Here is a 24,195-nt window from a genome sequence, read left to right as displayed (position 1 = left end):
TAAAAAAAACAATTCTTGCAAATCATGTGGTTTATTAGTCAGAAATCATTTTTTAAAGGGTTTTTGTTGTTACTAATAAAATAAAAAATATTTAACTTAAATCTCATAGTTATTAACTATCTCTTTTTCCAAAATAAATAAATATTTGAAAATTGGTTTTTAATATCAATGATTGCCGTACTTGCCTGAATCAAAGTCCAACTTGATAGTTCCTTTTATGGATAATTACAGCAGTTTTACTTTCTTGTCTTTAAGAATTCGTATTTCCTACTGCGTAATAAATATCAAAATCATATTTTAAATAGGTCATTTTTGGTTCAAATTAAACAATCTTTTATCGATAATTAACTAAGTTCGATAAAATATTGGAAATTAAATCTTTATATGATTTTACCTTCACCTCAAATTGCGATTGGATTATTACTTATAAGTATTGGAACAGTTGTGACCTTCAATATCAAAATCAATTTATTCCAAGGTAAAGAGTAGAAAAACATAGTTGGAAGTATCTTGATTGAATCAAGAGTGAGCAATTCCTTCTTCAAAGAAAAGTTTTTTGTTGATTAAAATTATTGAAGTCTCTTTTTAGGAAGAGTTTATTTAACTAAGACTAAAAATTAATAACTCAGTCACAGTAAATTAAACAATTTTGATTAGTTGGATGTTCTCTACATTCTTTATCCCAAAAATTTTGAAACTCAGGAGTACATTTATCAAGTTCTTTTGGGGTTTCGTTAAGATTTAATCCTGCATAGTTAAACGCAGTTAAGTATCTTGGAAGGATGTTAAATTGATTGAATAATTTCATAAGACCTCCTAGATCTATGTCTATATTATCCTCCTGTTAACTTGAAATTAATAGAGTATTATTACTTGCAATTTTATTAATTTGCACATTTTGACGGTAAATTATAAAAAGTTGTTAGCTTACCTTAATTACATCTATATAAGACCTTTAGAAATAATTGCATCTATAAATACGATTTGGGTAAAAGTTTTTACGCATAAAACTCGCGTAAAACTTAAACTGCTGTGTCTTTGCCCTTTTTTAAAGTTAATGAATAAATTATCGAGAAATAATGCACTAACCAACTAAGAATTTTGCAGATTCTTTTGCGAAAGTTGGCAAAGTAGATAAATAGTTCTCATAAAAAGTTTTTTTATTTTTACATATTATCGTTATTAAAACATTTGGATAAACAGATATCTTTGTTAAAACAATAAATGCATTATTGTCTTTTTATATAGAAAATAATCTTTTCCATACTGATACGTTTTTAAAAATAAATTTCCGTCCCTTTTGTAAGTTTTTATTTCAACTTCACTCGGCTCATCAAAATCTGATAGGGATACAAAGCCAATATATTCGTCTCACTACATAAGTATCTTTCTGAATAGTCGATTCAAGAGTATTAATAACATTTGAAGAAATCATTCCATAAAAACCTAAAAAAGTAGAATGGGAATAGATAAAAGGGGAGATACTTAAACTTGAAAAGTATTACAGCACCCTTTTGAAAAAGGATATAAAATCCAATAAACTTATAACTATTGGTTAGTAAGTTTTGATGTCAGTCAAAATCAAGGACAATAAATCATATATAAAAAATCGCTACCGTTCAGAGATTGATGGTCTAAGAGCATTTGCAGTTATAACTGTAATCATCAACCACTTCAACAAAGAAATTCTTCCGGGCGGATACCTAGGCGTTGATATCTTTTTTGTCATATCAGGATTTGTTATTACTTCATCGCTTTATCAAAGACCAAGTAAAAACTTCCGTGATTTTATTAGCGGCTTTTACGAAAGAAGGATAAAGCGATTAGTACCAGCACTATCGGTTTTTGTATTCATCACAAGTATTTTTATCTGCTTATTTAATCCAGTGCCAAGATCTTCTCTACTAACAGGTCTTACATCGTTATTTGGATTATCAAATTTATACCTACTAAAACAATCAACAGATTACTTCGCACAATCAATAGAACTGAATATTTTCACACACACTTGGTCTCTGGGGGTTGAAGAACAGTTTTATATCCTTTTTCCTTTTCTGATTTGGTTTTCTGGGTTTGGACGTCAAACTAAAAATGGTGCTCGCAATTTGTTTCTTACCGTTGGGGCATTAACAATTACCTCATTAATTGGGTTTCTTTACCTCTATCAAATCAACCAATCAACAGCATATTTTTCAATGCCAACAAGGTTCTGGGAAATGGCATTAGGTTGTTTATTATTTATTGAATTACAAAAGAGAAAATCTACAGGAGAATTCCTTGAGAAGGTCCCACCCCTTCTCGTCCTGGCATTAATAGTCGGGATAATGTTTTTGCCGATGTCTTGGGCAACAGAATCGACAGTTGCAGTAGTTGGTCTTTCGGCAGTGCTTATTGCTTCTATGACGAAAGGAACAGTAGCATATACATTTTTTACGAATCCTAAAGTCGTCTATGTAGGTTTGATCTCTTATTCGCTTTACCTGTGGCACTGGGGTATTCTTTCAATAAGTCGTTGGACAATAGGAATTCATTGGTGGTCGGTACCCTTCCAGATCGCATTAATATTTGGAACTGCGATTGCTTCGTATAGATATGTCGAAACGCCACTTCGTAAAGGGAACTGGTATGGAAAACGATGGAAGACAATCATCTTTGGAGGAGGCATGATAGTTACCGTTGCTAGTGTTCTGATTACGCTTGGAAAACCACTAAAAGGAAAATTATTTATAGGTAATCAATACAATAAATGGAATATGAAAAATTATAGAGAGACCAAAATCACTCATAATTCCACTCTCCCAACAATATATCTAATTGGAGATAGTCATACTGGTCACTATGGAGCAGTAATGACTCATTTAGCTAACAAAAAAGAATTCAATTTCATAATGCATCCACAAGGGGATGGACTAAAACTATTAAATACAGGGATGGAAGAACATGTACTTGCACCTCTGAGAGAATATAAAAATAACTTCAAAAAAGAAGACATTATTATTTTTTCAGCACATATAGATAAGTACAGAAACGGGAGAGACTGGACAAAACAATATCAAACTTTCGTAAATCAAACTCAAAATATAGGAATGAAATTTTTTCTCATATCGCCCACCCCAACTTTTACAAAATTGAAAGGAGGATATACCTGTCAAGAAGAATGGTTCAGGCCATCGTGGGCGATATCTCCTCTTTGTTTTGGAGAACTAAAAAAGAGCGAATGGTTTGCTTCTAATAAAATTTCTATTGGGAAGATCAAACAATTTCTATTAAAAAACAAAAAAATCTCCTATGTTGATATATTTTCTATTCTTTGCCCAGAACAATACTGCAAAAATCATAACAACAATACGATAAGGTACAGAGATGAAAATCATCTAACTTCAGAAGAAGCAATGAAACTTAGCGATACTATCGAAACTTTTATTCGGTCAAAATAATTAATATTAACGATACGACGCCTTGAGTATTTGTTTTCAGCTCCAAATGGTCATGACATCTCAAAATTATTAGTTTATTCTTAGTTTAAACAAAAAATAATTGAGAATATCATCATACGAATTGAACATTTTTATTACTGTATAAAATTATTTTTCCTTTGAAATTTCGTTCGATACAAAATTATATGAATATGCTAAAAATGAATTACTTTAAATTAAATACACTAATAAATTTAATTTATGAAAATTTCAACAGAGAGATTGTAATTCCATTTGACTCTTTGTGGCACTAACTGGGACAAAAACCAAATCATTTTTAGGATTTTTATACGTGTTTTTATTCATGTTTAATTTCTTCTCAAAGACAATTCTAAATGCTATCTATTGGTAAATCATTTTATTCCCATGGACAAAGAAACACTATTAAAATATAGTCAACCTATAGCAACAACATTAGTCGCACTTTCTATTCTCACACTACCTCTAAATATAAAATTATTTGGAGGTATTGATGTATATCTTCCTGGATGGGTTGATGTAAGAATGAATTAAGTCTTTAATTTAAATTAATATTTCTAGTTTGCCCATTTTGAAGAAATCCGCTTCAGCATTCCAACAACCTTTTTTAGTTATTTGCTCTAACATCCAATTTGCTGCTTCTTTATGTAAAGGTGGTAGAGGTTGTTCAGATGATGCAGAACAACTGTACCATGGGACTCTAGACCAGTATTTGTCGTAATCCAACCACATAATAGAGAAAAGTACATATCCTTCTTGATGACTCGCCTTAAAAGGTTCTTCCGGAAAAGAGCAGACATAATAATATATTTTTTTTGTGGAGGTTTTTTCCAAAAAAAATGTTGCGACTTGAATAGTATCCGGTGGATTAAAACTCTCTAATTCATAAAAATCAATTAAATTATTTTTATCTTCTTTAGGTTCATCAGTACCTATAAGTCCGAAAGCAATGCAATGAGCAATAACCTGATCATGAACATATTCTGTTATTTGATAAGTTTCCTTTCCCATTAGTCAAAAAATAAAACTATAAAAAAAGAATGTTGCATTCCTCTAAGTTTAGTTCTGATGTCAAATAGAAAATGATGCAAAAGATAATCAATAAAATAAATTAGTTTTTACTTTGACAGGAGAAGCAACGTCGGAAGAATATAATGCTGCAATTCCTCCAAATCCAGATCCTCATCATCCTGAAGAGGATGAATAAAATAAAGTAAAAGATTTCTAATGTTGCGACTTCTTCCACTACCAATTTTTATTTGCATTTATCTATTCTCTTGGTGGAGATGTAAAAAAAATATTATCGCTAGTGATAAGCAACTAAAACCATGCATTGATTGGGCATATTTAAAAAATTTACCTCTCCCACCAAAACCTTCATTTATCGAGTTTTATATTGTTTATGTTTCTTCTTTTTTAAAATTTCCCTTTGGAATAATTATTCAACAACTACCTTTCGCAAAGAAAGTAAGATACTACGAAAGAGAAATGAAATTAATATTTGATAAATGGAATTTAGAAAAAATTAAAAAAATTAAAAACTAATTTATTAAGGTGTAGAGAAATTTAATTCTCTACGATTTCTCTATAGAGATAGATTTTTACCTCCATGTGAAACCCATGTGAAACCTCCATATAGAGATCCCTTGCCAATAGGTTACAAGATTCTCGTATGAAACCTGTGTGAAACCAATTTTTCTAGACTATGACTGGGTTTATACCCTGCATTTTATTCCCACTCTATAGTACCGAGAAATAAGGCAGTCATAAACGTAGTGATACCAACATGTTTAACGCCATAATAACACACATTTTCCCACGGGAAACCTACGGGAAACCTCTTTTTAGGATGATTTTTTATTTAAAAAAAGACTAAAAATTCATCAAATATTGAAAATTAATCAATTGAATAAGTTTCATTGTAAATATCTTTAAGATTTTTACCATTGAAATACCAATAAGGCGATCCATCCATAGGACCAGTTCTATCTAATAACTTATTAGTTAAATTTGATAAAAACCAAGGTTCTCCCTGATAAGAAACTTGTCTTCCATTCAATACTTTGCAAAACTCTTCATTTCTACCAAATTTTAAAATATCTCCTTCTTTTAAACCCATCTCAAAATAATTAATAGTAGGTCTTCTCTTCTTCTTGAATTTCTCAGCAGAAGCAGATGCTTCTACGTCAATTTTTTTTGCTTCATCCTGAACACTTGGAGTAACATCTTCAATCGCCATTAAAGATAAAACAGCAATTGCCTGTTCTGGATTGATATTAAAAAATTCTCTTTTTGGATTAACTCTGCTTGGTTCAAATGCTGTATGAAATGCTTTTTCTGTCTTATCTACATCTTTCACTTTTGCTGCATATTCACATTCAAAAGGCAAAGGGACCCCAGTTGAATATAAGTCTGCAAGTCTAAGTTCTACATCTCTTGTCGTCTTGCCAATCTTCACCATGTTCGGCATTGCTGGATTGGTTAGAACATAAACACTTCCTTCCATTTGAGAATTATCACTAATTAGAAAGTCTTCCTAATAATAATTGACAGATTATTTAAAATGATAAAAAAGAAAAGTTTTAGTCAAATAAAATCTTGGCAACCTTTGATGAATTTTATGCTTCCTTAGATCCTGATATTGGGATTAGAGGAAAGCAATTTGAAAAATTCGTTAAATGGTTTCTTAAGACTGATCCGACATGGGCAAGTCAAATAGATGAAGTGTGGTTATGGAATGATTATCCAAAGAGATGGGGTGCTGATTGCGGAATAGATTTAATCTTTACTCAAAAGAATGGGAAGACCTGGGCAGTTCAATCAAAATGTGTTTCACCAAATAATGATATTAAGAAATCTGAAATAGATAGTTTTTTAAGTGAATCGAGTGACTCGAAAATTGATGGAAGATTATTAATCGCAAGTACTGATGGAATTGGAAAGAATGCTCAACAGGTAATTAATCGTCAAGAAAAGCAAGTTGTCTGTTTTTTATTAGAACAGTTCAGACAATCTGAAATTGAATTTCCTTCATCAATGGAAGACCTTAATCAAGGTAAAAGAAAAAAGAAAAAGACTCCTAGACCACATCAAATCGAAGCAATTGAAAAAGTTTCTGAAAGATTAAAAACTGCTGATCGTGGTCAAGTTCTAATGGCATGTGGAACTGGTAAAACTCTTACATCTTTATGGATTAAAGAAAAAATGAAAGCGAAACAAGTTTTAGTTTTAGTTCCATCTTTAAGTCTTCTTTCTCAAACTCTGAAAGAATGGAATTCTGAAGCAAATCATGACTTTAAGTGGATTTGTGTTTGCTCTGATAAATCAGTTGCAAAAGATAAAAAGGAAGACGAATGGATTTCAAATACGTCAGAAATTGGGGTTCCAGTTACAAATGATCCATTAGAAATTAAACTTTTTTTAGATGAAAGTAGTCCTAAAGTTGTTTTCTCAACTTATCAATCTGCACAATTGATAGTAGAAGCACAAGAGCATCATGACACCGATGATTTTGATCTCGTAATTGCAGATGAAGCACATCGTTGTGCAGGAAAAGTATCTGATTCTTTTGGTTCAGTATTAGATGAAAGAAAAATAAAAGCATCAAAAAGATTATTCTTTACTGCTACTCCAAGAATTCTCTCAAAACAAATTAAAACACAAGCAAAAATTAATGAGATTTCAGTTATTTCAATGGATGATAAATCTTTATTTGGAGATATTTTTTATCAACTTAATTTCTCAAAAGCAATTGAAAAGAAACTTTTATCTGATTATCAAGTTGTAGTGGTTGGAGTTGATGATCCTATGGTTCATGAAAAAATAAACAATCGAGACTTGGTTACAATACCTGATGAATTAAATACTGACGCAGAGACTCTTGCAAGTCATATTGCACTTGCAAAAGCAACAAAAGATCATAAGTTAAATAGATTAATTACTTTTCATAGTCGAATCAATAGTGCTAGAGAATTTGCACATCAGCATAATAAAATCATCAATTGGTTATCACAATTTGAAAATTTTCAAAGTAATAATTTTATTACGAATATTTCGGGAGATATGCCCGCAAAAGAGAGAAATAAACGTATTAACAAATTAAAAAATATAGATGGAAATGAATTAGGAATTTTATGTAATGCAAGGTGCTTATCAGAGGGTGTTGATGTTCCTAATCTTGATGGAATTGCTTTTATTGATCCCAGAAAAAGTCAAATTGATATTATTCAAGCAGTTGGCAGGGCAATTCGGAAAAGTGAAGACAAATCAATTGGAACTATCGTCATACCAGTTTATCTTGCAGATATGGATAAACCAGAAGAAAAAATACTTGAATCAAAATTTAAGGATGTTTGGCAAATAATTCTTGCTCTTAAATGTCAAGATGATTCTCTTCTCCAAACAATTGATCTATTACGAGTAAATTTAGGAATCGATCAAAGACAAACAGGAGGTAAAAGTGGTTTAGAAAAAATTATTTTTGATCTACCTAACAAAATTAGTAAAAATTTTGCTAATTCTATTCAAACTTTATTAATAAGAAATACTTCCGATGATTGGTTAGAAAAATTTGGAGAATATAAGTCTTTTGTAGATACTAATAATCTCATGATTGCTAATAGAGATCCTGCTTTTTTGAATTGGGTCAAAGATCAAAGAAAATTTAAAAATAAGGGTTTTTTATCCAAAGATCGAATCAATCTTTTAGACAGTATAAATTTTAATTGGAAACCAGATGAAGAGAACTGGGAGAATAAGTTAAAGCAATTAAAAGAGTTTAAATTAAAACATGGGCATGTTATTCCACCCCATAGGAGTGAAGTTGGTAGATGGTTACATGGTCAAAAAAAATTATATAAGAACGGAAAATTGCCAAAAAAATATATAAATCTCTTAAATAATTTGAATATTAATTGGGATATCAAAATTTCTGAAGGATGGGATTCAAATTTCGAAAAATTAAAACTATTCAAGTTAGAGCATGGTCACTCTAATCCACCAAAAGAACATTCACTATATCTTTGGACAATGTCAGAAAGAAGCAGAAGTAAAGGTAAAAATTATCCAAAAAAACGTTTGGAATTACTTAGAGATATTGGTTTTGTTTTTGACCTTAGGAAAGACTATTTCAATCAAAAGATTAAGGATTTAAAAGAATTTAAACTTAAATATGGTCATGCAAACCCTCCTCAGAGTGACGAGGCACTTGGAAAGTGGGTAAATCGTTTGAGGAACGATTATAAAAAAAATAAATTATTGCAATCTGAAATTAATCTTTTAGAGGAATTAGGATTTGTTTTTGATACCCAAAAAGAATTTTTAAATCGCAAAATTAAAGATTTAAGAGAATTTCAGTCAAGTAATGGTAATACATTTCCGCCAAAATATAGTCCTCTAGGGAAGTGGGTTACAAGACGAAGATTAGATTATAAAAATGGGAAATTATCTAAAGAGATAAAAAATCTATTAGAGAGTATTAGAGGATGGGTTTGGGAAGAAAAAAAATCTCACGAATTCCCTAAAAGAAAATAAGTTGCACATTCTTTAAGTTTTGGACAGTGTAGAGAAATTTAAAACTCTACGATTTCTCTATAGAGACAGGATTTTCACTCCACGGGAAACCCACGGGAAACCTCACTGCTGAGATCCATTGCAAATAGGTTATAAAATTTCCACGGGAAACCTACGGGAAACCAAGTTTTTGAGTCTATAACTGGGTTTATACCCTACTCTTCACTCCCACTCAATTGTCCCTGGAGGCTTGCTAGTAATATCGAAAACAACTCTATTCACCTGAGCTACTTCATTAACAATTCTGTTAGAAATCCTCTCCAAGGTTTCGTAAGGAATTCTTGACCAATCTGCCGTCATTCCATCTTCACTTGATACACATCGTAAAACCACTGGCCAAGCATAAGTTCTTTTGTCTCCCATCACCCCGACAGTTTTCACAGGTAGAAGGACAGCAAACGCTTGCCAAATATCATTATAAAGTCCTGCTTTTTTTATTTCATCTCTTACTATCCAATCTGCATCTCTCAAACAGTTGAGTTTTTCAATAGAAACTTCACCTAAAATTCTTATTGCTAAGCCCGGGCCTGGAAATGGATGTCTTTTAATAATTTCATCAGGTAATCCAAGAGCATTACCAAGTTTCCTTACCTCATCTTTAAAAAGTTTTCTTAATGGTTCAACTAATTTAAATTGCAAATCTTTTGGCAAACCACCTACATTATGATGACTTTTTATTTTTACTGCGATACGCTCACCAGTCTTGGGATCTAAATTCGTTCCAGCACTTTCAATAACATCTGGGTAGAGAGTACCTTGAGCCAAATATTCAAAAGGACCTAATCTGTGACTTTCCTCTTCAAAAACTCTAATAAATTCCCCACCAATAATTTTACGTTTTTCTTCTGGATCAGTTACTCCATTTAATTTATGTAGAAATCTTTCCCTAGCATTGATGTATTCAACTTTAATATGAAATTTTTTAGCAAAAAATTCCATTAAAAATTCAGGTTCACCTTTTCTCATAAAACCTTGATCTATAAACATACATGTAAGCTGCTTACCAATAGCTTTATTGAGAAGAAAAGCAAGAGTTGATGAATCCACTCCCCCTGAAAGAGCAAGTAAAACTTTCTTATCACCCACTTGTTCCTTAATTCTTGGGATTGTTTCCTCTAAAAAAGTTTCAGTATTCCAATCTGCCTTACATTTCGAAATAGAGTAAACAAAGTTTTTAATTACAGTCATTCCATACTCTGAATGAATTACTTCAGGATGAAATTGAACACCAAATAACTTTTTTTCTTTATTTGATATTGCAGCATGAAGCGTATTTTCTGTATGAGCAATTTTAATAAAACCATTAGGTAAGTGATTTATAGAATCTCCATGGCTCATCCACATAATTGATTTATCTTTAACACTAGAAAGCAAATCGCTTTCGAAATCAATTTTGATTGGAGCCCTTCCATATTCAGATCTATTATTTGCTGGAGTAACGGTACCCCCTAACTCTTTAACCATTAATTGCATTCCATAACATATACCCAAAACTGGAATACCTAAATTGAAAATGTTTTGGTCACATTTAGGCGCATTATCTTCATATACAGAATTTGGGCCCCCACTTAAAATAATCCCTTGAGGATTTATATCCTGAATCTCTTTAGTAGAAATAAAGTTGCTTACAACGAGAGAAAATACGTTTGCCTCTCGTATTCTTCTTGCAATCAGTTCGGAATATTGAGATCCAAAATCTAATATTAATATTGAAGGATCTCTCTCTTTTTTTAATAAATTTTTTCCCATGTATAAAAGTTACCTCAATTTATTTGCAAAAACACAAAGCACTCAAAATTAGAAACCTTTAAAAGAAGAAATATAGTCTTTACCATTATCACCTGACCAACGTATCTTTCTTTGTCTGTCAAAAATAATAGCGGCAACCTTCATATCTGTTGTTATATATCTTTTAAGATATTCTGAAGAACGCTTTTCAACAGTATCTGACAATTTATTCCATAATTTATCAGCCAAAGAAGGACTTGAACTTTCAAGGAGCAACAATGCATCTTCAACATTACTTGCTAAAGACAATTTTTTAATCATCTCTATTGGAACCTCTTCTTTTACTGCTAAATAAACAAGAATCTCTATCCTGGCGTCGGCTAAATGATTATGGGTATGAAAAATCCCTCCAGCTAATTTAATTAACTTGCCATGATAACCAAAAAGAATTACCCTTTTAATTTTTTTTAATGCTGCATCAACTAATAATGGTCCAATCCAATTACCCACTTTAATAATAGGAAATTTTATATTGGAACTTTTTGCCAGATGTAAGCCATTTTCACCAATAACAAAAATTATTGTTTCATAAAAATCATGAGAAACAATTTTTTCTAGTTGAGCTTTTGCGTTCTTTAATTGATCGGGAGAGGCACTCGAAAAGGTTTCTGCACTAGTACCTATAATTGATAATCCTTGGACAATTCCAAATGATTGATTACTAGTTCTCTCAGCCAGAAATTTTCCATTTGGAAAAATAATCTCTAAATTAAGCTTGTATCCTGCAGGAAGAATCTCCAATAGGTTTTCAAACAAGACTTCTTTCGCAAACTTTGAAATACAAATCTCTGATGTTTTCTGATCAATACCAACTCCATAACCTGGAATAATATTTATTAGATCCAACGAATTATTATCTTTCTCATAGGTTTTTTCTAAAAACGCTATCGTCCATATTTCTAAATTCTGTGTTACGTCAAGATCTAAACCAGAATCTGCGAAAGATATTCCAAGGGCATGAGACTCATCCTTAATTAGTCCCGCTGAATGAACCTTAATTTTTATTAGATTTTTATCGTTAGGAATTTTAATTAATTCATAATCTTCAAATGGTAATCCAGTTAATTTTTTAACTGCTGACTTAGCAGCTCCGGTTACCCATAAAGGTAAAGAAAATCCTTTTTTCAAATCAAGTAATTGAAAAATATTTTATGACTACTAATCTTAGAATGACCTATCAATTAAAAAGTGGCCATACAACAAAAATTATCATTGATGATACCTGGTCCCACACCAGTTCCAGAAAAAGTTTTAGAAGCACTTGGAAGACATCCCATAGGGCACAGAAGCAAAGATTTTCAAGATCTTGTTGAAATTACAACCAAGAATCTACAATGGTTACACCAAACAAAAAATGATGTTTTAACAATAACTGGTAGTGGAACTGCTGCTATGGAAGCAGGAATAATCAGTACATTGAGCAAAGGAGACAAAGTTATCTGTGGCGAGAACGGGAAATTCGGACAAAGATGGGTAAAAGTTGCGCAAGAATTTGGACTAGAAGTAATTAAAATTGATGCAAAATGGGGGAGCCCTCTTGATCCAGAAAATTTCAAAAAGATTTTAGAGAAAGATTATAAAAAAGAAATAAAAGCAGTTATCCTCACACATTCAGAAACCTCAACAGGAGTAATTAATGATTTAAAAACGATAAGTTCGCATATTCGTAATCATAAAAAAGCTTTATCAATTATTGACTGCGTAACAAGTATTGGAGCTTGTGACGTTCCTGTAGATGAGTGGGAGCTAGATATTGTTGCCTCAGGATCTCAAAAAGGATACATGATACCTCCAGGCTTAAGCTTTGTGTCTATGAGTCAAAAAGCATGGAAAGCTTCAGAAGCATCTAATTTACCAAAGTTTTATTTAAATTTAAAATCATATAAAAAAAGTCTTTCAAGTAATAGCAATCCCTATACTCCAGCAGTTAACTTAGTTTTTGCCTTAAATGAAGCTTTAAACATGATGAAAGATGAAGGATTAGATTCAATTTTCGCGAGGCATAAAAAACATAGATTAGCTGTTAGTGAGGCAGCTAAAACTCTAAATCTCCAATTATTTGCTGATGAGAACCATTTGAGTCCTTCAGTAACTGCAATACAAATAAAAGATATAGATGCAGAACAATTTAGAAAAACAATAAAAACTAAATATGATATTTTGCTAGCTGGAGGGCAAGATCATTTAAAAGGTAAAATCTTTAGGGTGGGTCATCTAGGTTATATCAACGATCGAGACGTAATTTCAGTGATAGCAGCAATAGGAAATACATTGGTAGAACTAAATAAAATTTCTACCGAACAAGTCGGTGAAGCATTAAAAATAGCTTCATTTCATCTAAAAGTAACGTAATTCAAGTACCTGGTTCCTCAACATTTCCACCTAATTCAACTATCTTTTTTCTCAAGGATCGTGCCTTTTCTAAATCACCTTGAGTTTGAGCAACTGCAAGAGCGAATTCTAATTTTTCTAGTTGATGCCCACCCTCAAAAAAAGATAATTTCTTTTTGATTGGATTTTTATTACCTTTATAAGAAATTTGTGAAGCCATAGTAAATAGTGCTTTAATGAATATTATGCCAACTAAAGTGGCAATTAGGCAGTAAAAAATTAAACTAATTTTAAACAATTAACTTTTTATCAAATCCAAGAAAGATTTTGATACTTGAGAATAGCTTAAAAGTATTAATATAGGATTGATTTCTTCATCTTGGATATAATTTTAAAATTTCATGAAAGTTATTATTAAGGAATAAATTAAGAACATATTCTCGACCCTTTAAAGTTAGTTCTAATATTAGGTTCAAACAGATATTTAATTTAATGTCCAATATAAATCTAATTTACTACTTAATTGCTGGTGCGACATTTGGAGCATTTGCTCTTAAAACAGGTATACCTGCGGCTCCTCTTGCAGGAGCATTAATAGGTACAAGTATTTTAAGTATCAGTGGAAAAATTGAAGCGGCAACGTGGCCAAATGGCACAAGAACATTATTAGAAATTGCAATTGGAACCGTTATTGGGACTAGCCTTACAAAAAACTCTTTATTTGAATTGCAAAATTTATGGAAACCTGCAATTCTAATTACTTTTACATTGGTTTTAACTGGTTTGGCGATTGGTTTATGGACAAGCAGATTACTTAAGGTTGACATAATAACCACAATTCTTGGCGCTGCTCCAGGAGGGATAAGTGGTATGAGTTTAGTTGGTTCAGAATATGGAGTAGGGACAGCAGTTGCAGCTTTACATGCAGTAAGGTTAGTTACAGTACTTCTAATTTTGCCTTTAATTGTAAAAATGCTAACCCTGGCAGGAGTCATCAAATCTTAAAGATCTCTAGACATAATCAAAATAAAAGATATTTTTAAATAGACAATTAAAAAAAAAATGAAAAGATGCATAAAGGTTAAATTACTTTTACCTATAGTTGCTATATTTGTCCCGACCTTACTATTTATCCCAAAAGCTAGTGCAGGTTCGTTTGGAGCGGAAATATTTTGTACTATGAGAGACGGTGGCAATGATCATGAAAGCAGCTGGCAATCGGCCTACAGCTACATTAAAAAACAAAAAGGTGGGCTTTTTAAGACGTCTCCAAAACAAGCCGCTGGACAAATTATTGAGACTGTTGTTAGAGAAAGAGATAAATTTTCTTATTGCGTTGAATATTTAGATCAACTTCATCCTGACAGAAAACTTCAAATGGAAAATAATAGAAAAGAAAAAAGGAAAAAACAAGAAGAGCGTCTTCGAGAAAAAGAAAATATAAACTACTCTGAAGAATCCTTTGATAGATACAGTTATTAATTTTTAGAAAATAAATAATTACTTTTAGCTCACAAGTTAAATATAATTTTTTGAGTATAATCGTATACACAAAATATTTTTTATATGAAAAATATATAGATAAAAATAATAAATATTCTGTTGACTTTTACAAAGCGTCCGTCAATATTATATGTAAGTAAAAAATCTGAATGCATATTAACGATGCTATTTTCTTAGAAGATTTATGTCCCAAATTCAGATTAAGACAATGGCGTAAATCAATACATCAGTTTACAGGGGATAGTTGTATATATTGTGGAAAACCTTCAGAATCGATCGACCATGTAATTCCTCGAAGCCAAGGAGGACAAAGTACAACTGAAAATTGTGTTCCAGCATGTCTACCATGTAATGGTGACAAATCAAACGAAAATGCTTTGTATTGGTACCGAAAACAAAAGTTTTATGATCCAAGACGAGCCATGGCTATTAGAGCATGGTTAGATGGCGATCTAAGATTAGCAATAAGATTATTACAATGGGCTAACCCTAGTTTTAAAGATAAAACTGAAAATTATAAAATCGCAGAAAATAAATATAATACGGCTTAATCACCAAACATTGCATGCCTCAATAGAATGGTATTTTTGACATAAAACTTCAGAATGTTTTGGCGCTTCAGGAAATATTAAAAATGCACAGGATGATAGAAGTATTGGAAATAATTTTTGATAGAATTTAAAAAATAAACCAAATTTTGTTTTATTCAATTTTCTTTTTACTTTATAAGTTGAATTATCAAAACTAGCTATCTTTACTTTTACCTCAGGCTGGTTCAAGGTTTGCATTTTCTTCATAATACATATGTACTAGTTATAATACTACATGATCGATTTAGCAAGTCCACTAACAATAAAAAATAAATTTGTAATCTTTGGAGGAGGTTTTAGTGGAGACTATTTTGCTAAATCAATCAGAAAGCTAGGATGCACAGCTTTAACAAGTTCTAGATCAGCCAATAATGACCCCAATAGTTTTATTTTTAATAGTGAAAATAACTTATTACCTGAAGATTCAATACTTGATGGAGTTACACATATACTTAGTTGCATACCACCCGACAAAAATGGTAATGACCCAGTACTAAAAAGTCTAAAAAATAAAATAAATAATCTTTCTGTCAAGTGGGTTGGATATCTTTCTACCACTGGGGTCTATGGTAATACTCATGGTGATTGGGTATCTGAAAAAGATGAACCCAACCCCTTACAACAAAGAAGTCAAAGAAGATTAAATTGTGAAAAAGAATGGATTCATTCAAATTTGCCAATTCAAATCTTCAGATTACCTGGAATTTATGGACCGGGAAGATCAACTTTGGAAGCCATTACAACTAAAAAAATTAAAGTGATCCATAAAGATAATCAAGTTTTTTCGAGAATACATGTTGCTGATATCGCAAATGCAATTATCTACTTAATTCAGAATAAAAATAAATTAGATTTTCATCAAATAATTAATATCGCTGATGACGAACCTTGCTCACAGATTGAAGTCATAAGATATGGCTATCAATTACTTGGATTAAGGATGCCTAAAAAAATATTATTTGAAGAGGCTAAAAAAGATTTATCTCCAATAGCTCAATCATTTTGGTTAGAAAACAGAAGAGTATCTAATAAATTATTATGTGAAGAATTAGGATACAAACTTATTTACAAAAACTATCAAGTAGGTTTAGATAATTGTCTTATTAACATTAAATAAATAATAATTTGATTTTATGACATTAATTAATAATCAAATCAAACGTTTTAGGAGAACATGAATCCTTTAATTTTCCACATCAAAATTTTATTATGAGTAATAAACGTAATACTATTGATGATCGCTTGAAAGTTATTATCAGTGTTGGAGATGATTCAGGTATTGGACCTGAAATCATATTAAAGGCTCTTAGTTCAAAGGAAATTCCCAATAATATTGATACATTAATTGTGGGATCAAAAATAAACTTAAAAAATACGTATAAAAAACTTAAATCTTTAGGAGTACAAAATATTGTCGATCCAAGCAATTATCAAATACATGATATAGAAATTCCTTTTGAAATTAATAAACCAAAACAAAGCAATGGAAATTCAAGTTTTTTTTATTTAAAAAAAGCCATTGAAATTGTCCAAAAATATCGAAATGCAGCTTTAGTTACTGGACCTATTTGTAAAAAGTCATGGGCTTTGGCAGGTCATAATTATTCTGGTCAAACTGAGTTATTGGCTGAATCTTGTCAGGTAAATAATTTTGGTATGTTGTTTACCGCTAAATCTCCAATAACTAATTGGAGGTTTAACACTTTATTAGCGACAACCCATATCCCCCTTTGTGAAGTCCCAAAACAATTGTCAACTAAATTAATTCATTCAAAATTAAATTTGCTTGCGACATTTTGTAAGAATTATGTTGAAAAACCGATTCTAAAAATTGCTGGGTTAAATCCACATGCCGGTGAAGAAGGAATATTAGGAAGCGAAGAGCATGATTGGATCAATGATGCCGTGAATAGCTGGAGCGAACAAAACAAGGATGTTCACTTATTAGGTCCAATTTCTCCAGATACTTGCTGGAATTCATCAGCAAAAGCTTGGAGAGAGGATAAAGCTCCAACACATAATGGAATTCTTGCTATGTATCATGATCAAGGATTAATTCCAATTAAAGTTATAGCTCTTAATTACTCAGTTAACACAACCCTAGGTTTACCTTTTATTAGAACATCTCCCGATCATGGAACTGGCTTTGATATTGCTGGCAAAGGAATAGCACAATCTCAAAGTATGGTTGAAGCAATAAAAACAGCTATTGATTTAACAAAAGGTTCAAGACTGTTTAACGCGCATTAATACCTGTCCAAATTCTACTGGTGTTCCATTCTCAACAAGTATTTCTACGATTTCAGCATTAAACTCTGATTCAATTTCGTTCATTAACTTCATAGCCTCAAGTATACAAATCGTTTGTCCAACATTTATTTTACTACCCAATTCCACGAAAGGATCCTCTCCAGGAGCTGCTGCCCTGTAAAACGTTCCAACCATAGGGGAAACAATATCAGTAAGATCTGAGCGTCCTGGAGGAGCCGTCGGAGTGGCTGTAGCGTTATCTGATAAGGAGATGCTGTCTATTGGAGCTATTGGAGGAGCAATTATTTGCTTCTCCGAAGAATTGTTTGTTGTTGAATTAGTATTTAAATAATTCTTGTCAAACAGATTTCTTTTTATTTCGAGTTTGAAATCTTCTCCTTCTAGAGAAAATTCTTGAATATCACTGGTAGAAATTTTTTCTATCAAGCGATCTAAATCATCATGATCTAATTTCATAGCCATTAGTTTTCACGTCCAAGATAGCTATCGTTACGGGTATCAACTTTAATCATTTCTCCTACGGAAATAAACAAAGGAACCATAACTTGAGCACCTGTCTCTAGGATAGCTGGTTTAGTGCCCCCACTTGCAGTATCTCCTTTCACTCCTGGATCTGTTTCTGTAACTTTTAAAGTTATTGAAATTGGAAGTTCAACTTCTAAAACTTTATCTTTATAAAAAATCACATTAACCTCCATACCTTCTTTTAAGTATTTTGAACCTCTACCAATTTGATCAGAAGAGAGTCTTGTTTCTTCAAAACTTGTCATATCCATAAAAACATAATCACCTGACTCCACATAAGTATGTTGCAGGTTAGACTTTTCAAGGACAGCTTGTTGTACTGATTCTCCAGCTCGAAAAGTTTTTTCGACTACATTACCGTTTCGAACTGATTTTAATTTTGTTCGCACAAACGCAGAACCTTTACCAGGCTTAACATGTAGGAATTCTACTACGCGCCAAACTTGTCCATCTATCTCAATGGTGGTACCTGTGCGAAAATCGTTACTGGAAATCATTCCTGTATTACATACCCAAGGATCATAAACCTGTAAGAGTGCTATGCAAAACTTCTTATCAAATCAGAACAAACGTTATTTACTTTTATTTTTAATTTTAATTCAAGTTTGCTTCTTAAAACCAACGCAAGTATTAGCTGATTTACCTACTGGAAACGCAGTAAAAGATCCCAATGCAATACTAAGAAATGCCCTTCCTATAAAGCAAGTTGAGCTACAAGAAATTCAACATAAGTTAGAAGATACAAGCGACCTTGTAAGAGGAGGAAGATGGCCAGCCCTCTCAAAAACTGTTACAAAATGTCAATCTTTACTAAAAAAATATAAGAATCGAATTATTGAGGAATTGCCAATTGAAAAACAAAAAAGTGTAGAAAAGACTTTTTTAGATCTTAAAAATGATTTTGATAATCTTCAAGATCAAGCCAAATCCAAAGATAAATATTCATTTATCACAACCAGAAAAGAAGCATTAGAAAAAATAGGGGGAATTGAGGAATATTTTTTACCAAATGAGTTTCCATACTCTATTCCAAGTGAATTTGACGATCTTCCGAGATTACTTGGTAGAGCAAAAGTCAAAATAAAAACTTCTAAGGGTGATATGCAAGCAATAATAGATGGATTTAATGCACCTCTTACTGCTGGTGCATTTATAGATTTATCTTCAAAAAACTTTTACAGTAATCTACCAATTAATAGGGCAGAAGAATTTTTTGTTCTTCAAACTGGTGATCCAGTTGGTAATGAGATTGGATACGTAGATCCTGAAACCAATTTGGAGAGACATGTCCCACTAGAGATAAGAATACCCGACGAAAGCGAAACTTTTTATAATGAAACATTCGAAGAGTTGGGCCTTTATACAGAAACGCCAACTTTGCCATTTGCAACACTGGGAACCTTAGGGTGGTCCCACTCTAGTACATCTGTTAATGATGGATCATCTCAGTTTTTCTTCTTTTTATATGAAGCAGAACTTAATCCAGCTGGTCGTAATCTAATTGATGGAAGGAATGCTGCATTTGGTTATGTAATTGAGGGCTCTGAAGTTTTAGAAGAACTAACAAAAGACGACACAATCATCTCAATTGATGTTTTAAGTGGAATGGATAAACTGAAATTAAATGCATAAAGAACTACTTGAAGATATTGGCGAAAAAGAATTAATAAAAAGGCTTGCTGAATTTATGCCAGAAAATCAAGTCTCCGATGATTGCGCATTTGTTAAAACTAAAAATACAAACTTACTTATTAATACTGATTCACTAGTTGAAAATATCCATTTTAATAATGATACAATTTCTGCAATTGATATAGGATGGAAAGCCGTAGCATGCAATGTATCTGACTTAATCTCAAGTGGATGCAACAAAATCATAGGAATTACTATTGGATTAGTGGTTCCTTCAAATACAGATTGGATTTGGATTAAAGATTTATATACAGGAATAAATCTAGCTTTAGACCATTTCGGAGGCTTAATCCTTGGTGGGGATTGTTCTGTGGGAAAAGAAAAAGTAATTTCTGTGACTGCTCTAGGAACACAAGGAGAACTAAAATTAAGGAGAAACTCATGCAAACCTAAAGAAATCATCTTGACTACAGGAATTCATGGCCTCAGCAAATTAGGATTAATGATAAAAAATAAAACAAATTTTGATAAAAATATTTCTCTAACAAAGTCATTAGTCAATAGTTCTTTACAACAATTTCGCAAACCAAAACTTAAAACTGAATTTCTTAAAAAAGTACTTAAAGCTCGCCCTAACAAAAGCATTGATACTATTGGTTGTACTGATAGCAGTGATGGATTATTTCAAGCATTATTAGATTTAGCAACTGAAAGTAATTGCAAAGCGATTATTGATTATAAAAAAATACCTAAACATAAAAATTGGCCTAAAGGAGATAAATGGGACGAATATTACTTTTTTGGAGGCGAAGATTATGAGCTAGTTTTTTCTCTCCCAAGAAAATGGGCAGATAATCTTTTATGTACAGATAAAACTATTACGGAAATCGGATATTTTATAAATGGAGATGCTGCAATCGATTTTAAAAATTGCAATAACAAAAATCTATTTACAAATAAATCTTTTTCTCACTTTTGATTATTCCCATTTTTTAGCAACTATTTCAGCTAAATCTACAACTCTTTGACTGTAACCCCATTCATTATCGTACCAAGCAAGAACTTTTACCAAATTATCTCCAATAGACATTGTGAGATCAGCGTCTACAATTGAAGACTCATTAGTTCCTGCATAATCACTTGAAACGAGTGGCTCATCACCATATTTAATAATTCCTTTCATTGAGCTCAAAGAAGATTCTTTAAGAGCATTATTAACCTCTTCACTGGTCACAGATTTTGAAGATTCGAATACGAAGTCCACCGCTGAAACGTTAGGAGTAGGAACTCTCATTGCGATACCAGTCAATTTTCCAGTCATTTCAGGATAAACCAATGCAACTGCTTTCGCGGCTCCTGTTGAAGTCGGAACAATGTTTGTAGCTGCTGCTCTAGCCCTTCTTAAATCCCTATGACTATTGTCCAAAATGCGTTGATCCCCAGTATAGCTATGGATTGTTGTCATTAATCCCTTATTAATTCCAAACGTTTGATCAAGAACTTTTACCACTGGAGCTAAACAATTTGTAGTGCAACTAGCATTGCTCAAAATATCATAATCACTATGGTTATATTGATCAGCATTCACACCAACCACATAAGTCCCAACACCTGATCCTTTGCCAGGTGCGGTAAGAATTACTTTCTTAGCACCAACCTCAAGGTGCTTACTTGCACCAACATCAGTATTAAAAACACCAGTTGATTCAATAACTAAATCAACCCCCCAATCTTTCCAAGGTAAATTCATTGGGTTTCTATCAGAAAAACACTTGATTGTTTTGTTATTGATTACAAAAGTATCGTCAGTGTATTGAATATCTACACCATCTAATTTTCCCAATACTGAATCATATTTGAGAAGATGAGCGTTAGTTTTTGGGTCTGAAGTTACATTAATACCAACTACTTCGATATTGGTATAAGAACCTCTACTTAACCAACAACGCATGAAGTTTCGCCCAATTCTGCCAAACCCATTAATCGCAACACGCAAAGTCATAACTAAAAATTTTCTGATGATTAACCTAAGTTGCTGATCATACAGAACTTTGTGCAATAACGTAAGTATTTTTTGATTTATTAAGCAAATAATTCTATTTTTGTATTAATTCATAAAAAAACAAACATTTTTTGTAAAAATTAAATGTCAAAATAATTACTTAGAAGTTATCTTGATTTTAAGTATAAAGTTCATAATTGAATACAAATTTAATTGTCAGAGGTCATTTTCATTTTATTGGCATTGGTGGTATTGGAATGTCTGCGATCGCTTTGGCATTAATAAAAAAGGGATACTCAGTTTCTGGTTCTGATTTAGTCAAAAATGAAGAAACGAATAAATTAAAAGAATTTGGAGCAATAATTTTTGATTCTCAAATAAGTACTAATATTCAATTTGTGCTTTCACAATTTCAAAATCAAACAATTAATTTTGTTATTAGCTCAGCAATCAAAGATGATAATGAAGAATTATGCTTTTGCAAAAAAAATAATTTATTAATCAAACATCGTTCTGAAATTCTTGCGATGATAATGAAATCATACATTACATTATCCATAGCAGGAAGTCATGGAAAAACTTCAACTAGTACTTTCCTTTCTACTTTATTAGAGTTATGTACTCATGATTCTTCTTCAATAACTGGTGGGATAATCCCAATTTATAAATCCAATGCTCATATCGAAAATACAAAATACCTAGTAACAGAAATAGATGAATCTGACGGAACAATTAATAATTACACTTCCAACATTGGAATAATTAATAATATTGATTTCGATCATTGTGACCATTATTCTAATATCGATGAAATACTATCCTCATTTAAACAATTTGCCTCTAATTCCAAAAAATTATTAATTAATTACGATTGTAAAATTACTAGAGAAAATTTTACTTCACATAATCAATGGTCTATTAAAGAAAAAAATAATATTACTTATTCAATAATTCCAAATACCATAAATAAAGATATAACCATTGGAAAATATTATGAACATGGCGATTTCGTTGACAGTATAAATATCCCAATTCCAGGGTTACATAATCTTTCAAATATTACTGCTGCAATAGCAGCCTGTAGAATGATTGGAGTAAGTTTTAAAGAGATAAAAAAAAATATCAAATCTCTAGAATTACCAAAAAAAAGGTTTGAATTTAGAGGTGAACTGAATCAAAGAGTTTTTTATGATGATTATGCACATCATCCAAACGAAATTAAAGCCACGATTGATTTGGCAAGGTTATTTATTATAGATAATAATATAAATAAAAATCAAAAAGGAAGATTAATTGCTATTTTTCAACCACATAGATTTACTAGAGTAAAACAATTTATTCATGAGTTTGTCCAAGAATTATCAAAAGCCGATGTTATCTACTTAACAAATATTTTTGGTGCTGGAGAAGAAAATATAGATAACATTAATTCGCAAGTAATTGCAAACCTTATTTATAAAAAAAATAAAAATGTTACATGTTTAAAAAACAATTATGAAATAAAAGATAAATTTTTTAAATTAACGAAAGAAAATGATTTTATATTAAATATGGGTGCTGGAGATTGTCATAAACTATGGTCAATATTAAATAATAAAAATACTTAAAAGATTAAAAAAATAATGGAAAATATTAATTTAGAAGAGAAAATAAACCTTTCAAATTATACAACTATAAAAGTTGGTGGATTTGCAGAATATTTTTCACAACCAAATGATGTTGATGAATTCATCAATTTAATAAAGTGGGCGCATGTAAATAATCAAAAATGTCGAATAATAGGAGCTGGCTCAAATTTATTAATAAATAATATTTTCTTAAAAGGCTTAACTATATGCACAAAAAAAATGCGCTCTATCAAACTACAATCCGAGACTGGAATTGTAGTAGCAGAAGCTGGTGTAATGCTACCAAAAATGTCGAATATGCTTGCAAAACATGGATTGCAAGGCGGTGAGTGGACGGTAGGAATCCCAGGCACAGTAGGAGGTGCAATTTATATGAATGCAGGTTCAGAAAAAATGTCATTAGCAAATAATCTGATATCCGTTCAAGTTATCGATACTAAAACTCTTAAAATATTTGAAATTGAAAAAAATGATATCAATTTTCAATATAGATTTAGTCCTTTTCAGCAAAATAATCTTTTAGTCATAAGTGCTAAACTACTTTTTGAGCCTAACGGAAATATTGAAAAGTTATTAGAAACTACAAAGAAAAATCTTAAACAAAAAACCGATAAACAGCCTTATGATTTACCGAGCTTTGGAAGCGTTTTTAAAAATCCAACTAATACTTATGCGGGTCAATTAATTGAGGAATTAGGATTAAAAGGTTTTAAAATAGGTGGCGCGGAAATATCAACTATGCATGGAAATTTTATTGTTAATAAATCTTCTGCTAATTCAAAAGATATTTTAGATTTAATAACAGTAATTCAACAAAAAGTACTACAAAAGAAAGGGATTTTTCTTCAACCGGAAGTAAGAATGATCGGATTTGACTATCCTTAATTAAAGAAACATTT

At 31.4% G+C, this 24,195-nt stretch carries 25 protein-coding genes; 14 read left to right on the top strand and 11 right to left on the bottom strand.

The genetic code is table 11. The features are described from left to right. Nucleotides 1-401: 401 nt before the first annotated feature. A complete protein-coding gene (locus tag P9515_RS09550; protein WP_187146030.1) occupies nt 402-545 on the bottom strand; it encodes a hypothetical protein in 144 nt (47 codons plus the stop codon). Between the two features lie 80 nt (nt 546-625). Further along, on the bottom strand, nt 626-808 hold the full coding sequence (locus tag P9515_RS00215) for a hypothetical protein (protein ID WP_011819368.1): 183 nt from the start codon (nt 806-808) through the stop codon (nt 626-628). 760 nt (nt 809-1,568) lie between these two features. Between P9515_RS00215 and P9515_RS09940 the strand changes: the two genes are divergently transcribed. Together P9515_RS09940 and P9515_RS09545 are read left to right on the top strand one after the other, a co-directional pair. Then, complete coding sequence (locus P9515_RS09940; RefSeq protein WP_011819367.1) at nt 1,569-3,437, top strand: acyltransferase family protein; 1,869 nt, start codon at nt 1,569-1,571, stop codon at nt 3,435-3,437. A gap of 405 nt (nt 3,438-3,842) precedes the next feature. Then, nucleotides 3,843-3,989, top strand: a complete 147-nt coding sequence (locus P9515_RS09545; RefSeq protein WP_187146029.1) for a hypothetical protein — start codon at nt 3,843-3,845, stop codon at nt 3,987-3,989. Between the two features lie 9 nt (nt 3,990-3,998). Here P9515_RS09545 and P9515_RS00205 read toward each other — a convergent pair whose 3' ends face one another. Continuing rightward, nucleotides 3,999-4,466 (bottom strand): hypothetical protein, encoded by a 468-nt coding sequence (locus P9515_RS00205; RefSeq protein WP_011819366.1) that lies wholly within the window; start codon nt 4,464-4,466, stop codon nt 3,999-4,001. A 216-nt stretch (nt 4,467-4,682) separates the two neighbouring features. Between P9515_RS00205 and P9515_RS00200 the strand changes: the two genes are divergently transcribed. Then, complete coding sequence (locus tag P9515_RS00200) at nt 4,683-5,000, top strand: hypothetical protein (RefSeq protein ID WP_011819365.1); 318 nt, start codon at nt 4,683-4,685, stop codon at nt 4,998-5,000. A 352-nt stretch (nt 5,001-5,352) separates the two neighbouring features. Here the strand turns inward: P9515_RS00200 and P9515_RS00195 are convergent, their stop codons facing one another. Next, nucleotides 5,353-5,961, bottom strand: a complete 609-nt coding sequence (locus tag P9515_RS00195) for a GIY-YIG nuclease family protein (protein ID WP_011819364.1) — start codon at nt 5,959-5,961, stop codon at nt 5,353-5,355. Nucleotides 5,962-6,053: 92 nt separating this feature from the next. Between P9515_RS00195 and P9515_RS00190 the strand changes: the two genes are divergently transcribed. Next, complete coding sequence (locus P9515_RS00190) at nt 6,054-8,987, top strand: DEAD/DEAH box helicase (RefSeq protein WP_011819363.1); 2,934 nt, start codon at nt 6,054-6,056, stop codon at nt 8,985-8,987. 201 nt (nt 8,988-9,188) lie between these two features. Here P9515_RS00190 and guaA read toward each other — a convergent pair whose 3' ends face one another. Together guaA and cbiD are read right to left on the bottom strand one after the other, a co-directional pair. Continuing rightward, nucleotides 9,189-10,775: a glutamine-hydrolyzing GMP synthase gene (gene guaA / locus P9515_RS00185; RefSeq protein ID WP_011819362.1), complete on the bottom strand. Its 1,587-nt coding sequence runs from the start codon at nt 10,773-10,775 to the stop codon at nt 9,189-9,191. Between the two features lie 48 nt (nt 10,776-10,823). Next, nucleotides 10,824-11,942 carry a cobalt-precorrin-5B (C(1))-methyltransferase CbiD gene (cbiD, locus tag P9515_RS00180; RefSeq protein WP_011819361.1) on the bottom strand — a complete coding sequence of 373 codons (1,119 nt, stop codon included), beginning with the start codon at nt 11,940-11,942 and terminating at the stop codon, nt 10,824-10,826. Nucleotides 11,943-12,029: 87 nt separating this feature from the next. Between cbiD and P9515_RS00175 the strand changes: the two genes are divergently transcribed. Beyond that, complete coding sequence (locus tag P9515_RS00175; protein ID WP_041710530.1) at nt 12,030-13,166, top strand: pyridoxal-phosphate-dependent aminotransferase family protein; 1,137 nt, start codon at nt 12,030-12,032, stop codon at nt 13,164-13,166. A 1-nt stretch (nt 13,167) separates the two neighbouring features. On the opposite strand, the gene P9515_RS00170 is transcribed toward P9515_RS00175, so the two are convergent. Beyond that, on the bottom strand, nt 13,168-13,365 hold the full coding sequence (locus tag P9515_RS00170) for a hypothetical protein (protein WP_011819359.1): 198 nt from the start codon (nt 13,363-13,365) through the stop codon (nt 13,168-13,170). A gap of 272 nt (nt 13,366-13,637) precedes the next feature. On the opposite strand from P9515_RS00170, the gene P9515_RS00165 reads away from it, so the two are divergent. The 3 genes from P9515_RS00165 to P9515_RS00155 all read left to right on the top strand — a co-directional run bounded on the left by P9515_RS00165 (nt 13,638) and on the right by P9515_RS00155 (nt 15,199). After that, on the top strand, nt 13,638-14,150 hold the full coding sequence (locus tag P9515_RS00165) for an AbrB family transcriptional regulator (RefSeq protein WP_011819358.1): 513 nt from the start codon (nt 13,638-13,640) through the stop codon (nt 14,148-14,150). A 57-nt stretch (nt 14,151-14,207) separates the two neighbouring features. Further along, entirely contained in the window at nt 14,208-14,627 is a 420-nt protein-coding gene (locus P9515_RS00160) for a DUF6554 family protein (RefSeq protein ID WP_011819357.1), read from the top strand. Nucleotides 14,628-14,797: 170 nt separating this feature from the next. After that, nucleotides 14,798-15,199 (top strand): HNH endonuclease, encoded by a 402-nt coding sequence (locus tag P9515_RS00155; RefSeq protein WP_011819356.1) that lies wholly within the window; start codon nt 14,798-14,800, stop codon nt 15,197-15,199. On the opposite strand, the gene P9515_RS00150 is transcribed toward P9515_RS00155, so the two are convergent. Beyond that, nucleotides 15,200-15,445 (bottom strand): hypothetical protein, encoded by a 246-nt coding sequence (locus P9515_RS00150; RefSeq protein WP_011819355.1) that lies wholly within the window; start codon nt 15,443-15,445, stop codon nt 15,200-15,202. It abuts the gene before it with no gap. Nucleotides 15,446-15,473: 28 nt separating this feature from the next. Here P9515_RS00150 and P9515_RS00145 point away from each other — a divergent pair, with 28 nt between their 5' ends. Together P9515_RS00145 and pdxA are read left to right on the top strand one after the other, a co-directional pair. Next, the gene (locus tag P9515_RS00145; RefSeq protein ID WP_011819354.1) at nt 15,474-16,355 is read left to right on the top strand and encodes an NAD-dependent epimerase/dehydratase family protein; all 882 of its coding nucleotides are present in this window, start codon (nt 15,474-15,476) and stop codon (nt 16,353-16,355) included. 92 nt (nt 16,356-16,447) lie between these two features. Further along, nucleotides 16,448-17,488, top strand: a complete 1,041-nt coding sequence (gene pdxA / locus P9515_RS00140; RefSeq protein ID WP_011819353.1) for a 4-hydroxythreonine-4-phosphate dehydrogenase PdxA — start codon at nt 16,448-16,450, stop codon at nt 17,486-17,488. Here the strand turns inward: pdxA and accB are convergent. Further along, a complete protein-coding gene (accB, locus tag P9515_RS00135; RefSeq protein ID WP_011819352.1) occupies nt 17,465-17,971 on the bottom strand; it encodes an acetyl-CoA carboxylase biotin carboxyl carrier protein in 507 nt (168 codons plus the stop codon). The genes pdxA and accB overlap by 24 nt on opposite strands. Then, on the bottom strand, nt 17,971-18,531 hold the full coding sequence (gene efp, locus P9515_RS00130; RefSeq protein WP_011819351.1) for an elongation factor P: 561 nt from the start codon (nt 18,529-18,531) through the stop codon (nt 17,971-17,973). The genes accB and efp overlap by 1 nt, the downstream gene beginning before the upstream one ends. Nucleotides 18,532-18,574: 43 nt before the next feature. Here efp and P9515_RS00125 point away from each other — a divergent pair, with 43 nt between their 5' ends. Then, nucleotides 18,575-19,666, top strand: a complete 1,092-nt coding sequence (locus P9515_RS00125; protein ID WP_011819350.1) for a peptidylprolyl isomerase — start codon at nt 18,575-18,577, stop codon at nt 19,664-19,666. Next, entirely contained in the window at nt 19,659-20,645 is a 987-nt protein-coding gene (locus P9515_RS00120; RefSeq protein ID WP_011819349.1) for a thiamine-phosphate kinase, read from the top strand. The genes P9515_RS00125 and P9515_RS00120 overlap by 8 nt, the downstream gene beginning before the upstream one ends. Here P9515_RS00120 and gap read toward each other — a convergent pair whose 3' ends face one another. Beyond that, nucleotides 20,646-21,668 (bottom strand): type I glyceraldehyde-3-phosphate dehydrogenase, encoded by a 1,023-nt coding sequence (gene gap / locus P9515_RS00115; protein WP_011819348.1) that lies wholly within the window; start codon nt 21,666-21,668, stop codon nt 20,646-20,648. Between the two features lie 197 nt (nt 21,669-21,865). On the opposite strand from gap, the gene murC reads away from it, so the two are divergent. Then, nucleotides 21,866-23,275, top strand: a complete 1,410-nt coding sequence (gene murC, locus P9515_RS00110) for a UDP-N-acetylmuramate--L-alanine ligase (protein WP_011819347.1) — start codon at nt 21,866-21,868, stop codon at nt 23,273-23,275. A gap of 15 nt (nt 23,276-23,290) precedes the next feature. Next, nucleotides 23,291-24,181 carry a UDP-N-acetylmuramate dehydrogenase gene (gene murB / locus P9515_RS00105; protein WP_011819346.1) on the top strand — a complete coding sequence of 297 codons (891 nt, stop codon included), beginning with the start codon at nt 23,291-23,293 and terminating at the stop codon, nt 24,179-24,181. Nucleotides 24,182-24,195: the final 14 nt, after the last annotated feature.

The sequence above is a fragment of the Prochlorococcus marinus str. MIT 9515 genome (assembly GCF_000015665.1).
In the GTDB taxonomy this organism is placed as follows: Bacteria; Cyanobacteriota; Cyanobacteriia; order PCC-6307; family Cyanobiaceae; genus Prochlorococcus_A; species Prochlorococcus_A marinus_P.
This window is presented reverse-complemented; position numbering and strand designations above follow the sequence as displayed.

Coding starts and splice junctions, on each gene's coding strand:
- gap (WP_011819348.1), bottom strand. CDS start 21,668: ATGACTTTGCGTGTTGCGATTAATGGGTTTGGCAGAATTGGGCGAAAC.
- P9515_RS00170 (WP_011819359.1), bottom strand. CDS start 13,365: ATGGCTTCACAAATTTCTTATAAAGGTAATAAAAATCCAATCAAAAAG.
- P9515_RS00155 (WP_011819356.1), top strand. CDS start 14,798: ATGCATATTAACGATGCTATTTTCTTAGAAGATTTATGTCCCAAATTC.
- pdxA (WP_011819353.1), top strand. CDS start 16,448: ATGAGTAATAAACGTAATACTATTGATGATCGCTTGAAAGTTATTATC.
- efp (WP_011819351.1), bottom strand. CDS start 18,531: ATGATTTCCAGTAACGATTTTCGCACAGGTACCACCATTGAGATAGAT.
- murB (WP_011819346.1), top strand. CDS start 23,291: ATGGAAAATATTAATTTAGAAGAGAAAATAAACCTTTCAAATTATACA.
- P9515_RS00120 (WP_011819349.1), top strand. CDS start 19,659: ATGCATAAAGAACTACTTGAAGATATTGGCGAAAAAGAATTAATAAAA.
- P9515_RS00160 (WP_011819357.1), top strand. CDS start 14,208: ATGAAAAGATGCATAAAGGTTAAATTACTTTTACCTATAGTTGCTATA.
- accB (WP_011819352.1), bottom strand. CDS start 17,971: ATGGCTATGAAATTAGATCATGATGATTTAGATCGCTTGATAGAAAAA.
- P9515_RS00145 (WP_011819354.1), top strand. CDS start 15,474: ATGATCGATTTAGCAAGTCCACTAACAATAAAAAATAAATTTGTAATC.
- P9515_RS00150 (WP_011819355.1), bottom strand. CDS start 15,445: ATGAAGAAAATGCAAACCTTGAACCAGCCTGAGGTAAAAGTAAAGATA.
- P9515_RS09940 (WP_011819367.1), top strand. CDS start 1,569: ATGTCAGTCAAAATCAAGGACAATAAATCATATATAAAAAATCGCTAC.
- P9515_RS00195 (WP_011819364.1), bottom strand. CDS start 5,961: ATGGAAGGAAGTGTTTATGTTCTAACCAATCCAGCAATGCCGAACATG.
- P9515_RS09545 (WP_187146029.1), top strand. CDS start 3,843: ATGGACAAAGAAACACTATTAAAATATAGTCAACCTATAGCAACAACA.
- guaA (WP_011819362.1), bottom strand. CDS start 10,775: ATGGGAAAAAATTTATTAAAAAAAGAGAGAGATCCTTCAATATTAATA.
- P9515_RS00125 (WP_011819350.1), top strand. CDS start 18,575: ATGCAAAACTTCTTATCAAATCAGAACAAACGTTATTTACTTTTATTT.
- P9515_RS00175 (WP_041710530.1), top strand. CDS start 12,030: ATGATACCTGGTCCCACACCAGTTCCAGAAAAAGTTTTAGAAGCACTT.
- P9515_RS00200 (WP_011819365.1), top strand. CDS start 4,683: ATGTTGCGACTTCTTCCACTACCAATTTTTATTTGCATTTATCTATTC.
- P9515_RS00205 (WP_011819366.1), bottom strand. CDS start 4,466: ATGGGAAAGGAAACTTATCAAATAACAGAATATGTTCATGATCAGGTT.
- P9515_RS00215 (WP_011819368.1), bottom strand. CDS start 808: ATGAAATTATTCAATCAATTTAACATCCTTCCAAGATACTTAACTGCG.
- P9515_RS00165 (WP_011819358.1), top strand. CDS start 13,638: ATGTCCAATATAAATCTAATTTACTACTTAATTGCTGGTGCGACATTT.